Below are 13,919 nucleotides of genomic sequence, written 5' to 3' on the forward strand. Positions count from 1 at the left end.
TAGGGAACGGGTAAGATCAGGCCGCGCAGGCCTGTCGGGAAAGCGGCGCCAGGCCCGGCATGGGCAGGACCTGCGGCGTGTATTCGGGAAGCAGCTCGCTCAATTCCGAGCCGTACAGGTCGCGCAGCATGGCCGGCGTCAGCTCGGCCGAGGGACCGTCGTAGACCACCTTGCCATGGCGCAGCGCCACCACCCGCGGGCAGTAGCGCAGGGCGACATCGACCTGGTGCAGCGAGACCACCACGGCCACCTTGCGGCTGCGATTGATCTGCGCCAGCGTGTCCATCACGCGACGTGACGATTCCGGATCGAGCGAGGCGATCGGCTCGTCGGCCAGGATCACGCGGGCGTTCTGCACCAGGGTGCGGGCGATGGCGGCGCGCTGCTGCTGGCCGCCGGACAGCGTCGAAGCGCGCTGAAATGCGTAGTCGTCTATACCAACCTGGGCAAGCGCGTCGAGCCCCTGGCGCACTTCGGCCCGCAGGAACACGCGCGTCAGGCTGCGCCACATCGGCACGCGCGGCAGCAGGCCGGTCAGCACGTTGGTGATCACCGGCAGGCGGCCCACCAGGTTGAATTGCTGGAACACGAAGCCGATGCCGGCGCGGGCGCCGCGCACATTGCGCGACAGGCGGCCGTGGCGCTGGATCAGCTGGCCATTGACGGTAACGCTGCCCTGCCCGGCGTCGCCCACCACGAAGCCGGCCAGGTGGCGCAGCAGAGTGGACTTGCCGGAGCCCGAGGCGCCCAGCAGTGCCACCATCTCGCCGTCGGCCACGCGCAGGTCGACGTTGTCCAGCGCCCGCGCGCCGGGATGGAAGGACTTGCTCAGCCCCTGTACTTCGATGGCGTAGGTCATCGTTGAATCCCCTTGGTCTGGTTCATTCGCGCATTCTGTTTTCGCGGCATGACAACGCGATGACCCGGGGATCGAATCATTTGGCGGAAAATAGGGGCCATGGCAACCAACTGAAAGACATCCGTCATATATGGCCGCGCCGCTGTCGCGGGCCCCGGGTATATTCAAGGCATCCCCTCTTCCCGACAGGCGGTCATCATGCTCAACGGTTCCTGCCTCTGCGGCCGCGTTGCCTACCAGATCACCGGCCCGCTCACCGACGCCCTCAATTGCCATTGCGCCATGTGCCGCAAGTCGCACGGCGCCGCGTTCCGCAGCCGCGCCACGGTGCAGGCCGCCGACTTCGCCTGGACCAAGGGGGAAAACCACGTCACCTGGTACTGCTCGTCGCCCGGCAACTACCGCGGCTTCTGCGAGGCCTGCGGCACGCCGCTGCTCAGCCGCTTCGACCAGACGCCCGACATCTACGGCCTGCCGCTGGGCGCCCTGGACGACGACCCGGGCATCAAGCCAGCCGCGCATTGCCACGTCGCCAGCAAGGCGCCGTGGTTCGACATCACCGACAACCTGCCGCGCTATCCGGGGGCCTATGAAGATGCCGAAGCGGCCTTGCCCCACGCGGTTACATAAAATTCAACCAAACAGTTGAATTCGATATGAACGGCAGGCTATATTCAACCCTATGGTTGAATCAATGCCTTCCTCCCTCGATGCCGTCTTTCGCGCGCTGGCCGACCCCACGCGCCGCGACATGCTGCAAAGCCTGGCGGGCGGAGACCGGACCATCGGTGAACTGGCCGCGCCCCTGCGCATGAGTTTCGCCGGCGCCTCCAAGCACGTGCAGGCGCTGGAACGGGCCGGCCTGCTGCGGCGCACCGTCAAGGGCCGCAGCCACGTGTGCAGCCTCGAGCCGGCCCCCATGGCCGAAGCCATGCAATGGCTGCGTTTCTACGAACATTTCTGGTCGGGCAGGCTGGACGCGCTTGAAGCCGCGCTGGCCGCCCATGCGCCCCGGCCGGACTCCCCCGGAGAGCCAACATGAGTGAATACGGTGTCGTCACCAGCCCCACGTCCCTCTGCTTTACCCGCGTGCTGCCAGCCAGCGTCGAACGGGTCTGGGCCTTCCTGACCGAATCCGACAAGCGCGGCCTGTGGCTGGCGACCGGCGACATGGAATTGCGCGAAGGCGGCGGCGTTACGCTGCGTTTCGTCCATGCCGACCTGTCGTCCGTGGCCGAGCCCACCCCCGAGCCATACAGGCCGTACGAGAACGGCGTCACCACCCACGGCGTCATCACGCGTTGCGAGCCGCCGCGGCTGCTGGCATTCACCTGGGGAGGCTCGCCCGGCGAACCGTCCGAAGTGACGTTCGAACTGTCCCCACAAGGGGACGACACCCGCCTGGTGCTGACCCATCGCAAACTGGCTTCGCGTGCCGGCATGATCGACGTGGCCGGCGGCTGGCATACGCATCTGGGAGTACTGTCGGCCCGCCTGGCGGGGCGCGAACCGGGCCCCTTCTGGTCGGCGCTGCTGCGCTGGGAAGCCGACTACCAGGCGCGCATCCCCGCGCAATGAAAAGCCGGTCAGTCGTTCAATAGCAACTATCACGCCACGAAGCCGGATAAAAACTGGCTAATCATTGCGCTTTGCAGTAACATAAGTGCGTGATTTTTCCGCAAAAACCGGGCTTCGTTCACGTCGAGCGCCTACCCGCAGTTACTACGGGCCATGCCGGACTTTCGCCTGGCATACCTGCGACGCTGCAACCGGTTTTCTTGGGTGAAACCTGCCCCTGGCCCATGGCGCAACCCGCGCCGCGCGCCGTTGCAGCAGACACTCCAACCCGCTTCTTCCGGCGACGCGCCACAAGCGCCGACCCGCGACCAAGCTGCGCATCGCGCGCACACTGCCCTCGCGGCGCGAGTATCCGTCATTTCAGACATCCACTCGGGATGCCATGGCCCATACCCGCGCTTGCCCGGACGTTTTACGTTCAACCGCTGGACCTGGCTATCAGAGTCCGACGCGCTCGCCGCCCCGGTGGCGCGCCATGCCGACGGCATGGCGGCGCGTATTGATCAAGGAGTAGAGAATGGCTAAAGAAGAACTCATCGAACTGGATGGCATCGTTGACGAAGTGCTGCCCGATAGCCGCTACCGCGTCACCCTGGATAACGGCATCGAAGTGGGCGCCTACGCCTCCGGCCGCATCCGCAAGCACCGCATCCGCATCCTGGCCGGTGACCGCGTCACCCTGGAAATGTCGCCGTACGACCTGACCAAGGGCCGCATCAACTTCCGCCACAAGGATGAGCGCGGCCCCGCCCCGAGCCGTCCCCAGCAGCATCGCCGCTGAAAAACCGCGGGGCCGGCATGCGCCGGCTTTCCGCCCCGCCCTGGCGCGCCACGCGGCCTTAAGCCCGCCCGCGCGCTGCCGTAGTAATGCGCAAGACCCCGGTTCGTGAAAGAATGGCGCTCCGCCCGGCGCCCGGCCCGGCGGCAACGCATACGCAGCAAGATGGATCTGACCCAGGAACTGAAGGAAGCCGCCGACCAGCTCTCCCTGACGCGAAGACGCTTCGCCAAGGGGGAAGAAGGCCTGCGCCTGCTGCATCAGTCGCGCGAAGCGTTCATCAACAGCCTGCGCAATACCGGCCTGACCTACGCCGAGGCCAAGACCAAGTACGACAACTGCCTGGATGACCAGGAAGTGCAGTTGCACGACATGCTGGAAAAGATGCGCTACGCCGAACGCATGCACCAGTACATCCTGCACCGCATCGCGCTGCAGCAGTCGCAGGATGCCGCCGCGCTGCGGCCCGAGCAGGCCGCCGCCCCCGCCTGAGGACGGCGCCCCCGTCAGGGCTTGAAGGCGCCGATGAAGATCGCGGGATCGACCCGCGCATCGTTCAGGCTGACATTCCAATGCAAGTGCGGCCCCGTGGCGCGGCCGGTGGCCCCGACCTTGCCGACCACGCCGCCGCGCGCGACGCTATCGCCCACCTTCACGTCGATCGCCGACATGTGGCAGAACATGCTGACAAAGCCCTGCCCATGGTCCAGGAAGACGGTCTTGCCGTTGAAGAAGTAATCCCCCACCAGCGACACCACGCCCGCGGCCGGCGCCTTGATCGGCGTGCCGGCCGGCACCGCGAAATCCAGCCCGGAATGCGGATTGCGCTCTTCGCCGTTGAAGAAGCGGCGCAGGCCGAACGGACTGGACAGGCGGCCGCCGCTGACGGGCCGGTCCAGCAGCACGTTGCTGGGCGTGACGCCAGCGCGGTAGGCGCGGTTGGCCGCGCTCTGCTCGGCCATTTCGCGCTCGATGCGCTTCATGTCGTCGGGATCGGGATTGACCTGGCGCGGGTTCTTCAGCGTGATGTGCTGGGCCACGTATTCCTTGGCGCCCACCGTGAAGGGCAACTGGCGCGAGCCGCCAGCGTCGCGCACGGTGACCTCCTGCGGGCCGGGCTTGACCGCCAGCGGGATGCCGACCACGGCGATCCATTGCTTGCCGTCTTCGCGCACCACCAGCACGCGGCGGTCGCGGTAGGTGACCTCGGGCGCCGTCGCGGCGTCGCCCAGCGCCAGCACGGCCACGCCGCCCGGCACCGGTGCGTTGAGCTTGCGGCTGATGTAGCCGCCCGCCTGCGCGGCGGGCGCCTGTCTGGCGCGGGCCGGCAGCGCCAGGCATACCGCCGCCGCGGCCAGGCCCAGCCGCAGCATGTCTCGGCGTTGCGGCATCACTGTTGCAGGCAGAGGTTGGCGGGTTCGATCAAGCTCTGGTCGCGCCGCGCGATGCGGGTCGACAGGCGGGCCTCGGTCTTGCCCTTCCAGGTGGTGGTGGTCAGCACCGCCTCGACGCCCAGGCTGTCCGACTGGATCAGCTCGAAGCCGTTGCGCACCGTCTTGCGTTCGAAATTTACGTCCAGGCTCTTCCAGGCGTCGGCCACGCAGTTGGTGTAGTCCTCGGCCGTGCGCTGGGTCGAGCCGTAGAACACCGGATCACGCTGGCGGACGTCTTTGACGTTGGCGCACGCCGACACGGCGAGCACGGCGGCGGCAAGGGACAAGGCGGTACGGACCTTCATATCTGGACTCTCTGGCAATGAATGGAAAGAGGCGGCCAACTATACCGCAGCGTCCGGCGACGGTTGCGGGCGGCGCGCCGACTTGGGGCGGAAGGCCGCGATGACCTCGGGATGGGTCTCGGCGTAGGGGCCGCCGATCAGATCGATGCAGTAGGGAATGGCCGCGAAGATGCCCGCCGCCAGCACCGTGCCGTCATCGGCCTTCAGGCCCTCGAGGGTTTCGCGGATCGCCTTGGGCTGGCCCGGCAGGTTGACGATCAGGGCGGCGTGCGATGGCCGTTCGCGGATGACGGCGACCTGCCGCGACAGGATCGCCGTGGGCACGAAGCGCAGGCTGATCTGGCGCATCTGTTCGCCGAAGCCCGGCATTTCCTTGGTGCCGACCGCCAGCGTGGCCTCGGGCGTGACATCGCGCCGCGCCGGGCCGGTGCCGCCGGTGGTCAGGACCAGGTCGCAGCCGCAGGTGTCGACCAGTTCGATCAGGGTGTCGGAAATGCGCCCCGCCTCGTCGGGAATCAGCCGCTCCACGGCCTGCCACGGCGAAGCCAGCGCCCCGCCCAGCCATTCGCGCAACGCCGGCAACCCCTGGTCCTGGTAGGCGCCGGCCGAGGCGCGGTCGGAAATCGACACCAGGCCGATGATCAGTTCGTCTGGGTGGCGGCGGGCGATGCGGGCAGGGGCGGTCATGGGCAGGCGGGGCGTGGATTGGGCGGATGGCGGCAACCACCGTCCCGGCGGCCGGGACGCGGTCAATCCTGGTAATCCAGGGGTCCGCCAGACAAGGATGCTAGCGCATTCTCCCGCCTTGGGCCCGCGGACGGGCCTGCCGTCCCTGTGGCAAAAAGGGGAATCCCCGGGTTTGCGCGCTTGTATCGGTCATGGGCGCTGGATAACATCCGCTCACAATCTTCCCTTCCACCCCGACCCGCGCGCCGCGCCTCCTGGTTCCTCATGTTCAAACGCACCCTCGGGCAGCATGCGCTGGCGGCGGCACTGGCCTTGACGGTCGCGCTGGCCGCGGGCCTGGGCGCCTGGCACGGGCTGGCCCTGCGCACCGGCCCGGCGCCGGACGCGGCAACGGGCGTCTACATCCACAACCTCGGCAATACCCTGCAGGACCAGACCCGCAACCTGTCGCGCCTGAGCCAGGCGCTGCGCACCGGCGACCGGCTGGTGGTGATGGGGTCGTCGGAACTCACCAGCACCGACCTGCGCTTCGTGCCCTACCGTTTCCTGGCCGATGAATTGCGCATGCCGGTCATGGCCTACGGCCATTCGGGCTTCCAGTCGCTCGGCATGCAACTTGTGCTGGCGGCGCTGGCCGACGACCTGTCGCCGGCCTCGCGCGTGGTGATCATGGTGTCGCCCGGCTGGTTCGACGGCGACGGCGGCCTGGGGCCGGACGAATTCCGCGAACATGCCAACCCCCTGCTGCCGCGCCTGGTGCGCCAGCCCGAGGGCCGCGAGCAACTGGCGCGCTGGCTGCGCGACAAGGGCGATGCCCGGGTGGCGTGGTCGATGGCCGCCGAGCAGGCCTATGTGTTCCGCCAGCGGCTGGTCGACCTGTGGACGCCGGCCCATGCCGCGCCGGCGCCCGAGACCGAAGCGGCGGGCCCGGCGGCGGCCGCCCGGGTGGTCGACTGGGACGGCCTGGCGCGCGAGGCGCAGGAAGCCGAACAGGCGCGGATGGCGCGCAACCGCTACGCCGTGCGCGACGATTTCTTCGACAAATACCTGCAGGCCGTCCCGGCCGGCGGCAAGACCGCCTTCCTGCCGCGGCCGCTGACCGGCAAGGACGAATTGCGCGAACTGGAGGCGCTGATGCGGCTGCTGCGCAACCACGGCGTCAACGCGCTGTTCGTGATGCAGCCGCTGCACCCGCTGGTGTTCAAGGACCTGGACCGCTTCGCCCCGATCCAGCGCCAGGTCGACGCGCTGTGCGCGCGCTACGCCATGGCCTGCATGAACATGTACGACGCCCCCTACGAGATCGGCACCCTGCGCGACGTGCAGCACCTGGGCGAACTGGGCTGGCTGCGTGTCAACCAGCGCATCGCCGAGGTCTTCCGCCCGTGAACCCGTTCCCCGATACCCCTTCCCTGGCCAAGGACGCCGCGCGATGAGAAAAACCCTGTGGCTGTGCCTGCTCTACCTGGGCCTGCTGGCGGTCATGATGATCCAGGCCGACACGTCGGCCAATCTGGGCAAGCCGCTGGAAATCGAGTTCCAGTACCAGAAGTTCTAGCGGGCTGGCCGGCGCCCGGGCCCCGGCCAGCCCGCCATGGCCCCGCGCGGCGGGAGCCCCGTCGGAAAGGCGTCGAGAAAATTGCCCCCAGCAACCGGGGACAGGTCACAAATCTGTAATAATCTGGGCTCGCCGGAACCTCTCCCCGCCCCCCCATGCCCTCCCTCTTCCACGGCCTAGATCTCTGGGTCGGCCTCAGCCTCGTCCTGGCCCTGACGTTCGTCCTGGCCTTCGAATTCATCAATGGCTTCCACGACACGGCGAACGCCGTCGCGACGGTCATCTACACCAAGGCCATGCCGCCCCACCTGGCGGTGGTGCTCTCGGGCATTTTCAACTTCCTCGGCGTGCTGCTGGGCGGCGTGGGCGTGGCCTATGCCATCGTCCACCTGCTGCCGGTCGAACTGCTGATCAACGTCGATACCGGCCGCGGGCTGGCCATGGTGTTCGCCATGCTGGCCGCCGCCATCGCCTGGAACCTGGGCACCTGGTATTTCGGCATCCCGGCCTCCAGCTCGCACACGCTGATCGGCTCGATCCTGGGCGTGGGCCTGGCCAACGCGCTGATCACCGACCTGCCGCTGGCCGATGGCGTGAACTGGGGCAAGGCGATCGACATCGGCGCCTCGCTGGTGGTGTCGCCGGTGGCCGGATTCCTGGTGGCCGGCGGCCTGCTGCTGGCGCTCAAGCGCTGGCTGCCGCTGTCGAAGATGCACAAGACGCCGGAACAGCGCCGCGCCATCGACAACAAGAAACACCCGCCGTTCTGGAACCGCCTGGTGCTGGTGCTGTCGGCCATGGGCGTGAGCTTCGTGCACGGCTCGAACGATGGCCAGAAAGGCATCGGCCTGATCATGCTGGTGCTGATCGGCATCGTGCCGGCCAACTTCGTGCTGGACACCAACAGCACCACCTACCAGATCGAGCGCACCCGCGACGCCGCCACCCACCTGAGCGCTTTCTACCAGCGCAACGAAGCCATGCTGGGCGACTTCCTGGCGCTCAAGCGCGCCGGCTCCGCTTCGGACCTGCCGCGCAATTTCCGCTGCGACCCGCAACTGACCCTGCCCACCATCGACGCGCTGCAGGCCGACCTGCGCGGCGTCAGCAACTACGCCGACCTGTCCGCCGCCAAGCGCATCGACGTGCGCCGCTACCTGCTGTGCCTGGACGACACCGCCAAGAAGGTGGCGCGCATCGAGGGCCTGCCGGCGCGTGAACGCACCGACCTGCAGCGCCTGCGCGCCGACCTGACCGCCACCACCGAATACGCGCCCTTCTGGGTGATCGTGGCGGTGGCGCTGGCGCTGGGCGCCGGCACCATGGTCGGCTGGCGCCGCGTGGTGCTGACGGTGGGCGAGAAGATCGGCAAGCAGGGCATGACCTACGCGCAAGGCATGTCGGCGCAGCTCACCGCGGTCGGGGCCATCGGCCTGGCCAACGTCTTCAGCCTGCCGGTCTCCACCACCCACGTGCTGTCCTCGGGCGTGGCGGGCACCATGATCGCCAACAAGAGCGGCCTGCAGGGCGGCACGGTGCGCAACATCCTGCTGGCCTGGGTCCTGACCCTGCCCGCCTCGATGCTGCTGGCGGCGGGCCTGTTCTGGATCGGCGTGCAGATCGCCGGCTGACGCCGCCACCGGCCGCGCGAACGATCTGCGCGGCCGGCGCAACACAGTGGCTACCGCGGCGGGCTATGTCCCGCGCGGACGCGCCCCTACCATGGCGCCATGGCTACCCCTTTCCCCATCCTGCATTACATCTACGACCCGCTCTGCGGCTGGTGCTATGGCGCCGCGCCGCTGGTGCAGGCCGCCCGCGGCATCGACGGCCTGGCCATTGCGCTGCACGGCGGCGGCATGATGACCGGCGGCAACCGCCAGCCGGTCACCGACGCGCTGCGGCGCTACGTCATGCCGCATGACGAACGCATCGCCGGCCTGACCGGCCAGCAGTTCGGTCCGGATTATTTCGACGGCCTGCTGCGCGACAGCGGCGCGGTATTCGACTCGGCCCCGCCCACCACCGCCATCCTGGCGGCGCAATTGCTGGGCGGCCGTGGCCTGGACCTGCTGCAACGCCTGCAACGGGCCCATTACGTCGAGGGCCGGCGCATCGCCGACCCGGCCGAACTGCGGCGCCTGGCGCAAGACGCCGGCCTGGATGGCGCCGCCTTCCAGGAGGCCTATGCCGCCACCGAAGGCGCGGCCACCGATCGCCACATTGCCGAAAGCCGCGCGCTGCTCGGGCGGCTGCGCGGCTCGGGCTTTCCGACGCTGGCGCTGGAACGCGACGGCGCCTGCGAACTGCTGGAACCGTCGCGCTTCCTGGGCCGCCCGTCGCAATGGCAGGCGGACCTGCGCGCCCGGCTCGGGTAGTCAGCCTTCGCCGATGTCACCGTCGCGCTGCAAGGCGCGGTGCATCGCCGGACGCGCCGCCAGCCGCTCGGCATAGGCCGAGAACACCGGGTTCTCGGCAATCACCTTCATCTGCATCATGAACTGCAAGGTGCCGCCCAGCACGATGTCGACGGCGCTGAAATGCTCGCCGAGGAAATACGGGCGGGCCTGCAGCACCCGGGTCACGACCTGTTCGACCTCGTCGGCCGAGCCCCACCCCATCGTGCCCTGCTGGTGCGCCGTCTTGAACACGCGCTCGGTCATGGCGGGCTCGAACACGCCGGTCGAGTAGGCCAGCCAGGTCAGGTAGGGACCGCGTTGCGGATCGCCGATGACCGGACCCAGGCCGGCCTGGGGGAACAGGTCGGTCAGGTAAAGCGCGATGGCGGGGGTTTCGAACACCGGCACCCCGTCGTGCACCAGCGCCGGCACCTTGCCGTGCGGGTGGATGTCGATGTAGTCGGGCGGGATATGGCCGGAGCCGTCACGGCGGCGGATCGACACCATCTCGGTGTCGTAGGGCACGCCCAGCTCTTCAAGCAGCCAGAGGATGCGGAAAGAGCGTGAGCGCGGGGCGTGATAGAGGGTCAGCATGGGCGGTCTCCTGGTTCCGGGGCGCGGCCCCTGCGGCCATTGTGCCGCAGGCCGCCCAGCCGCGGCCAGTACCGTCACCGGCGACCAGGCGCCTGTCCGCCGGTCGCCCTGTCCGCCGGTCGCCCTGTCCGCCGTCCGCCCTATTCGCCGGTCGCGCCCAGCGCGCGCAGTTGCGCCTTCAGGCGGCGCACTTCCTGGCTCAAATCCAGGATCAGCGCCACGGCATCCAGGCCGGCGCCGAAGTCGCGCTCGAGGCGGCGCGCATCCAGCGCTCGCTGCAGGTCGACGCTGTAGAAGCGCCATTCGGCCGGACGCGGCCCGCTGGCGTCGACGATGCCGACCTCGACCAGTTGCGCGACCCATTCGACTTCCGCGCCGCAGGCGCGGGCCAGGTCGTCGGCGCTGAGCGGCTGCGACTTGCCCACCACGGTGGCGCTGCTGATGACGACTTTCTTCATGATCAGACCCCCAGGTGGCGCCGCGGGTTGAACGGCAGGTCGTGCTGCATCTTGCGGTAGGCCTCCTTGGCCGCTTCGGTGTCGGCCGGCGGCAGCGCCAGCTCGAGCACCAGGTACAGGTCGCCGGGCGGATCGCCCGGAATGCCGCGGCCGCGCAGCCGCAGCTTGCGGCCGTTGCCGGACCCCGCGGGCACCGAGACCTCGACCGTGCCGCCCGGCGTCGGCGCATTGACCTTGGCGCCCAACGCCGCTTCCCACGGCGCCACCGGCAGCGTCATGTACAGGTCGCGGCCTTCGGCGCGGTAGCGGGCGTGCGGCTTGAAGCGGACCTCCAGGTACAGATCGCCGTTCTCGCCGCCGCCGTAGCCCGGCATGCCCTGCCCGGCCAGGCGGATGAACTGGCCCTCTCGCACGCCCGCGGGGATCCGCACGCTGAGCGTGCGGGTCTGCACCTGCGGGCGGCCCTGGTCGTCCACCGTCATGGAGCGCAGGCTGATGTCGCGGGTGGCGCCCTGCAAAGCGTCTTCGAGGTCGACCTCGATGGCCGCGTGGTGGTCGTCGCCGCGGGCGCGGAATTCCTGCTGGTGGCCCTGGCCCGGCGCGCCGCGGCGGCCGCGGCCGCCGAACAGCGACGAGAAGAACTCGCTGAACTGGGCCTCTTCGCCCGACGCCGGACCGCGGTGGAACTCGAAGCCCTCGTCCCATCCCGGCGGCGGCTGAAAGCCCCCGCCCGGCGACACGCCGGCGGCGAGATTGTCGTAAGCCTCGCGCTTTTCCTTGTCGCGCAGCACGTCGTAGGCTTCATTGACGTCGCGCATGCGCGCCTCGGCGTCGCTTTCCTTGCTGACGTCGGGGTGGTACTTGCGGGCGAGCTTGCGGTAGGAGCGCCGGATCTCGTCTTCGGAGGCGCCGCGCTCCACACCAAGAATGCTGTAGTAGTCCTTGAACTCCATTTCCCAGCCCATGGTAAGGGTTGCAGCCAAAGGCGGCTCGCGCCGGATTCGGCCCTGAATGGAAAGAAGATAGGGGTTACGGTGCGATTTTTCAATGCGTTTCGTCAGCCGCGCGGCTTCGCGCATAATGGACGGTTGCCGCGCCCGCCGCCGGGCCCGGCAGGCCATCGCCAATGAACAGGAACCGATCGTGCTGGAAATCATCGACGTCGACTTCAACAACCCGGAACACGGCCAGCAGGTGCTGGCCATGCTCAACGAATACGCCAGCGGCCCCATGGGCGGCAACACGCCCCTGCCCGAGTACGCCCAGCGCAACCTGATTCCGGAACTGGCCAAGCGGCCGACGGCGCGCGCCCTGCTGGCGCGGGTCGACGGCGAGGCGGCCGGCGTGGCCATCTATATCGAGGGCTTTTCGACCTTCGCCTGCCGTCCGCTGGTCAACCTGCACGACCTGGGCGTGTCGCCCCGGTTCCAGGGCCAGGGCGTGGGCAAGCAGCTGCTGGCCGCGCTGGAAGACCGCGCCCGCCGGCTGGGCTGCTGCAAGATCACGCTGGAAGTGCTGGAAGGCAACGACGTGGCCCAGGGCCTGTACCGCAAGCTGGGCTACGAAGGCTATTCGCTGGACGAAGACACCGGCCGCGCCATGTTCTGGCAGAAGAAGCTGGCCGCCTGAGTCCTCCATTCGCGGCGCGCGGGGCGCGCCGCCCCCAAGGGAAAAACACATGAAGATGAGCAACATCCCCTTCGGCACCACCGATTGGTCCGAGGTCGAAGCCACAGAACATTCCGGCGACACCGGCATGGCCTATTGGCGCACCCGCCAGTTCGGCGACCTGCGCGTGCGCATGGTCGAATACACGCCGGGCTACCTGGCGGACCACTGGTGCAGCAAGGGCCACATCCTGTTCTGCCTGGAAGGCGAGCTGCATACCGAGCTGGAAGACGGTCGCACCTTCGTGCTGACGCCCGGCATGAGCTACCAGGTGGCCGACCAGGCCGAGCCGCATCGCTCGTCCACCACCACCGGCGCCAGGCTGTTCATCGTCGACTGACGCGCCGGCGCGACACGCGAAATTTCAGTTGCGTTACGCTTTGCGCTACGCACCCCTTTTTCAACGCCGCGCCGCCTCGAGATGAAAGCCCCTTTTCCGGGGCAGCAAGCCGAAGGCGCAACGTTGGAGTTTTTTCAATCGCCTGACCGGAGATCCACTTGGGCGCCCCGTTTACGCTGTACGTCGATTCCCAGTTCCTCAGCCCCTACGCCATGTCGGCCTATGTGGCGCTGGCCGAAAAACAGTTGCCCTTCGAGGTTCGCCTGATCGATCTGGACGCGGGCGAACAGCGCATGCAGCCCTACCAGTGCCGCGCCCTGACCGCGCGCGTGCCGGCCCTCACCCACGGCGATTTCAACCTGACCGAATCGACCGCCATCACCGAGTACCTGGAAGACCTGCATCCGGCGCCGGCCTGTACCGCCTTGTACCCAGCCCTGCCGCGCGAGCGCGCCCGCGCCCGCCAGCTGCAGGCCTGGCTGCGCAGCGACCTGGGCGCCCTGCGCCAGGAACGGCCGACCGAATCGGTGTTCTACGGCGACGCCGGACAACCCCTGTCCGACGCCGGCCATGCGGCCGCGGCCAAGCTGATCCACGTGGCCGGCGCCCTGATCGGCGCGGGCCAGGCCAGCCTGTTCGACGACTGGTGCATCGCCGACCTGGACCTGGCGGTGGCGCTGCGCCGCCTGTGGCAGGACGGCCTGCCCGACCCGCTGCGCGAGTATGTCGAGATCCAATGGCAGCGGCCCTCGGTGCGCAAATGGCTGGATCACAACGCGGCCGCCCGCGCCTGATCCACCACCCGGAGCCGCCATGCAATTGCTGGATCACGTCTCCATCAGCGTCGCCGGGCTCGACACCGCCCGGCCCTTCTACGACGCCGTCATGGCCGCCCTGGGCGCGGCCAAGGTCTACGACCACGCCGACGCGCTGGGCTACGGCGAACGCTGCCGCCCCGGCGATTCCGGCCACACCTACCTGAGCGTGCAGGCCGATCCGGTCGCGTCGCCGAGCGCGCCGGCGCGCCGCCACTGGTGCTTCAAGGCCGCCAGCCGCGCCGCGGTGGATGCGTTCCATGCCGCCGGGCTGGCCCACGGCGGGCGTGACGAAGGCGCCCCCGGCCCGCGCCCCCACTACCACCCGCATTACTACGCCGCCTTTCTGTCGGACCCATCCGGCAACCGTATCGAAGCCGTTTGCCACGACGCGCCGTGAGGCCGGGCGCGGCTGCCGCGAACAAGCAGGGACGGATAGTCCCGGAC

20 protein-coding genes are annotated in these 13,919 nt (G+C 68.7%); 13 read left to right on the forward strand and 7 right to left on the reverse strand.

Annotated features, from left to right (window positions below):
* Positions 1-16: 16 nt before the first annotated feature.
* Positions 17-859 (reverse strand): phosphonate ABC transporter ATP-binding protein, encoded by an 843-nt coding sequence (gene phnC / locus ACUTAG_RS07860; protein ID WP_006385580.1) that lies wholly within the window; start codon positions 857-859, stop codon positions 17-19.
* Between the two features lie 198 nt (positions 860-1,057).
* On the opposite strand from phnC, the gene ACUTAG_RS07865 reads away from it, so the two are divergent.
* The 5 genes from ACUTAG_RS07865 to ACUTAG_RS07885 all read left to right on the forward strand — a co-directional run bounded on the left by ACUTAG_RS07865 (position 1,058) and on the right by ACUTAG_RS07885 (position 3,707).
* Positions 1,058-1,489: a GFA family protein gene (locus ACUTAG_RS07865; protein WP_049054896.1), complete on the forward strand. Its 432-nt coding sequence runs from the start codon at positions 1,058-1,060 to the stop codon at positions 1,487-1,489.
* A 52-nt stretch (positions 1,490-1,541) separates the two neighbouring features.
* Complete coding sequence (locus ACUTAG_RS07870; RefSeq protein WP_006385582.1) at positions 1,542-1,901, forward strand: ArsR/SmtB family transcription factor; 360 nt, start codon at positions 1,542-1,544, stop codon at positions 1,899-1,901.
* A complete protein-coding gene (locus tag ACUTAG_RS07875) occupies positions 1,898-2,437 on the forward strand; it encodes an SRPBCC family protein (protein ID WP_006385583.1) in 540 nt (179 codons plus the stop codon). Before ACUTAG_RS07870 ends, ACUTAG_RS07875 begins: the two co-directional genes overlap by 4 nt.
* A 517-nt stretch (positions 2,438-2,954) precedes the next feature.
* On the forward strand, positions 2,955-3,218 hold the full coding sequence (gene infA / locus ACUTAG_RS07880; protein WP_006385584.1) for a translation initiation factor IF-1: 264 nt from the start codon (positions 2,955-2,957) through the stop codon (positions 3,216-3,218).
* A 162-nt stretch (positions 3,219-3,380) separates the two neighbouring features.
* Positions 3,381-3,707, forward strand: a complete 327-nt coding sequence (locus ACUTAG_RS07885) for a hypothetical protein (RefSeq protein ID WP_006385585.1) — start codon at positions 3,381-3,383, stop codon at positions 3,705-3,707.
* A 14-nt stretch (positions 3,708-3,721) separates the two neighbouring features.
* Here ACUTAG_RS07885 and ACUTAG_RS07890 read toward each other — a convergent pair whose 3' ends face one another.
* The 3 genes from ACUTAG_RS07890 to mog are packed head-to-tail and all read right to left on the reverse strand — an operon-like array spanning position 3,722 to position 5,640.
* Positions 3,722-4,606 carry a peptidoglycan DD-metalloendopeptidase family protein gene (locus tag ACUTAG_RS07890; protein ID WP_172561412.1) on the reverse strand — a complete coding sequence of 295 codons (885 nt, stop codon included), beginning with the start codon at positions 4,604-4,606 and terminating at the stop codon, positions 3,722-3,724.
* Positions 4,606-4,953: a hypothetical protein gene (locus ACUTAG_RS07895; RefSeq protein ID WP_058665112.1), complete on the reverse strand. Its 348-nt coding sequence runs from the start codon at positions 4,951-4,953 to the stop codon at positions 4,606-4,608. Before ACUTAG_RS07895 ends, ACUTAG_RS07890 begins: the two co-directional genes overlap by 1 nt.
* A 39-nt stretch (positions 4,954-4,992) precedes the next feature.
* Positions 4,993-5,640 (reverse strand): molybdopterin adenylyltransferase, encoded by a 648-nt coding sequence (gene mog, locus ACUTAG_RS07900; RefSeq protein WP_006385588.1) that lies wholly within the window; start codon positions 5,638-5,640, stop codon positions 4,993-4,995.
* Between the two features lie 264 nt (positions 5,641-5,904).
* On the opposite strand from mog, the gene ACUTAG_RS07905 reads away from it, so the two are divergent.
* From ACUTAG_RS07905 to ACUTAG_RS07920, 4 genes are all read left to right on the forward strand, one after another.
* Positions 5,905-7,029, forward strand: a complete 1,125-nt coding sequence (locus ACUTAG_RS07905) for a D-alanyl-lipoteichoic acid biosynthesis protein DltD (protein ID WP_058665113.1) — start codon at positions 5,905-5,907, stop codon at positions 7,027-7,029.
* Between the two features lie 43 nt (positions 7,030-7,072).
* Positions 7,073-7,198, forward strand: a complete 126-nt coding sequence (locus ACUTAG_RS07910) for a hypothetical protein (protein ID WP_020926707.1) — start codon at positions 7,073-7,075, stop codon at positions 7,196-7,198.
* 155 nt (positions 7,199-7,353) lie between these two features.
* Positions 7,354-8,829, forward strand: coding sequence for an inorganic phosphate transporter (locus tag ACUTAG_RS07915; protein ID WP_148319228.1), 1,476 nt, complete (start codon positions 7,354-7,356; stop codon positions 8,827-8,829).
* Between the two features lie 99 nt (positions 8,830-8,928).
* Positions 8,929-9,576: a DsbA family protein gene (locus ACUTAG_RS07920; RefSeq protein WP_006385591.1), complete on the forward strand. Its 648-nt coding sequence runs from the start codon at positions 8,929-8,931 to the stop codon at positions 9,574-9,576.
* Here the strand turns inward: ACUTAG_RS07920 and ACUTAG_RS07925 are convergent, their stop codons facing one another.
* The 3 genes from ACUTAG_RS07925 to ACUTAG_RS07935 all read right to left on the reverse strand — a co-directional run bounded on the left by ACUTAG_RS07925 (position 9,577) and on the right by ACUTAG_RS07935 (position 11,602).
* The gene (locus ACUTAG_RS07925) at positions 9,577-10,191 is read right to left on the reverse strand and encodes a glutathione S-transferase family protein (protein ID WP_006385592.1); all 615 of its coding nucleotides are present in this window, start codon (positions 10,189-10,191) and stop codon (positions 9,577-9,579) included.
* Between the two features lie 140 nt (positions 10,192-10,331).
* Positions 10,332-10,649: a chaperone modulator CbpM gene (locus tag ACUTAG_RS07930; RefSeq protein WP_006385593.1), complete on the reverse strand. Its 318-nt coding sequence runs from the start codon at positions 10,647-10,649 to the stop codon at positions 10,332-10,334.
* Positions 10,650-10,651: 2 nt separating this feature from the next.
* Positions 10,652-11,602, reverse strand: a complete 951-nt coding sequence (locus tag ACUTAG_RS07935; protein WP_035181969.1) for a DnaJ C-terminal domain-containing protein — start codon at positions 11,600-11,602, stop codon at positions 10,652-10,654.
* 190 nt (positions 11,603-11,792) lie between these two features.
* Between ACUTAG_RS07935 and ACUTAG_RS07940 the strand changes: the two genes are divergently transcribed.
* The 4 genes from ACUTAG_RS07940 (at position 11,793) to ACUTAG_RS07955 (ending at position 13,872) form a co-directional block, all read left to right on the forward strand.
* Positions 11,793-12,278: a GNAT family N-acetyltransferase gene (locus ACUTAG_RS07940; protein ID WP_026383191.1), complete on the forward strand. Its 486-nt coding sequence runs from the start codon at positions 11,793-11,795 to the stop codon at positions 12,276-12,278.
* 49 nt (positions 12,279-12,327) lie between these two features.
* Positions 12,328-12,657 (forward strand): DHCW motif cupin fold protein, encoded by a 330-nt coding sequence (locus ACUTAG_RS07945; RefSeq protein WP_148319230.1) that lies wholly within the window; start codon positions 12,328-12,330, stop codon positions 12,655-12,657.
* Between the two features lie 158 nt (positions 12,658-12,815).
* Positions 12,816-13,451 carry a glutathione transferase gene (gene yfcF, locus ACUTAG_RS07950; protein WP_446650087.1) on the forward strand — a complete coding sequence of 212 codons (636 nt, stop codon included), beginning with the start codon at positions 12,816-12,818 and terminating at the stop codon, positions 13,449-13,451.
* A gap of 19 nt (positions 13,452-13,470) precedes the next feature.
* Complete coding sequence (locus ACUTAG_RS07955) at positions 13,471-13,872, forward strand: VOC family protein (protein WP_148319232.1); 402 nt, start codon at positions 13,471-13,473, stop codon at positions 13,870-13,872.
* The last annotated feature ends 47 nt before the right edge of the window (positions 13,873-13,919 follow it).

The organism is Achromobacter sp. CSND-B12, from assembly GCF_052906545.1.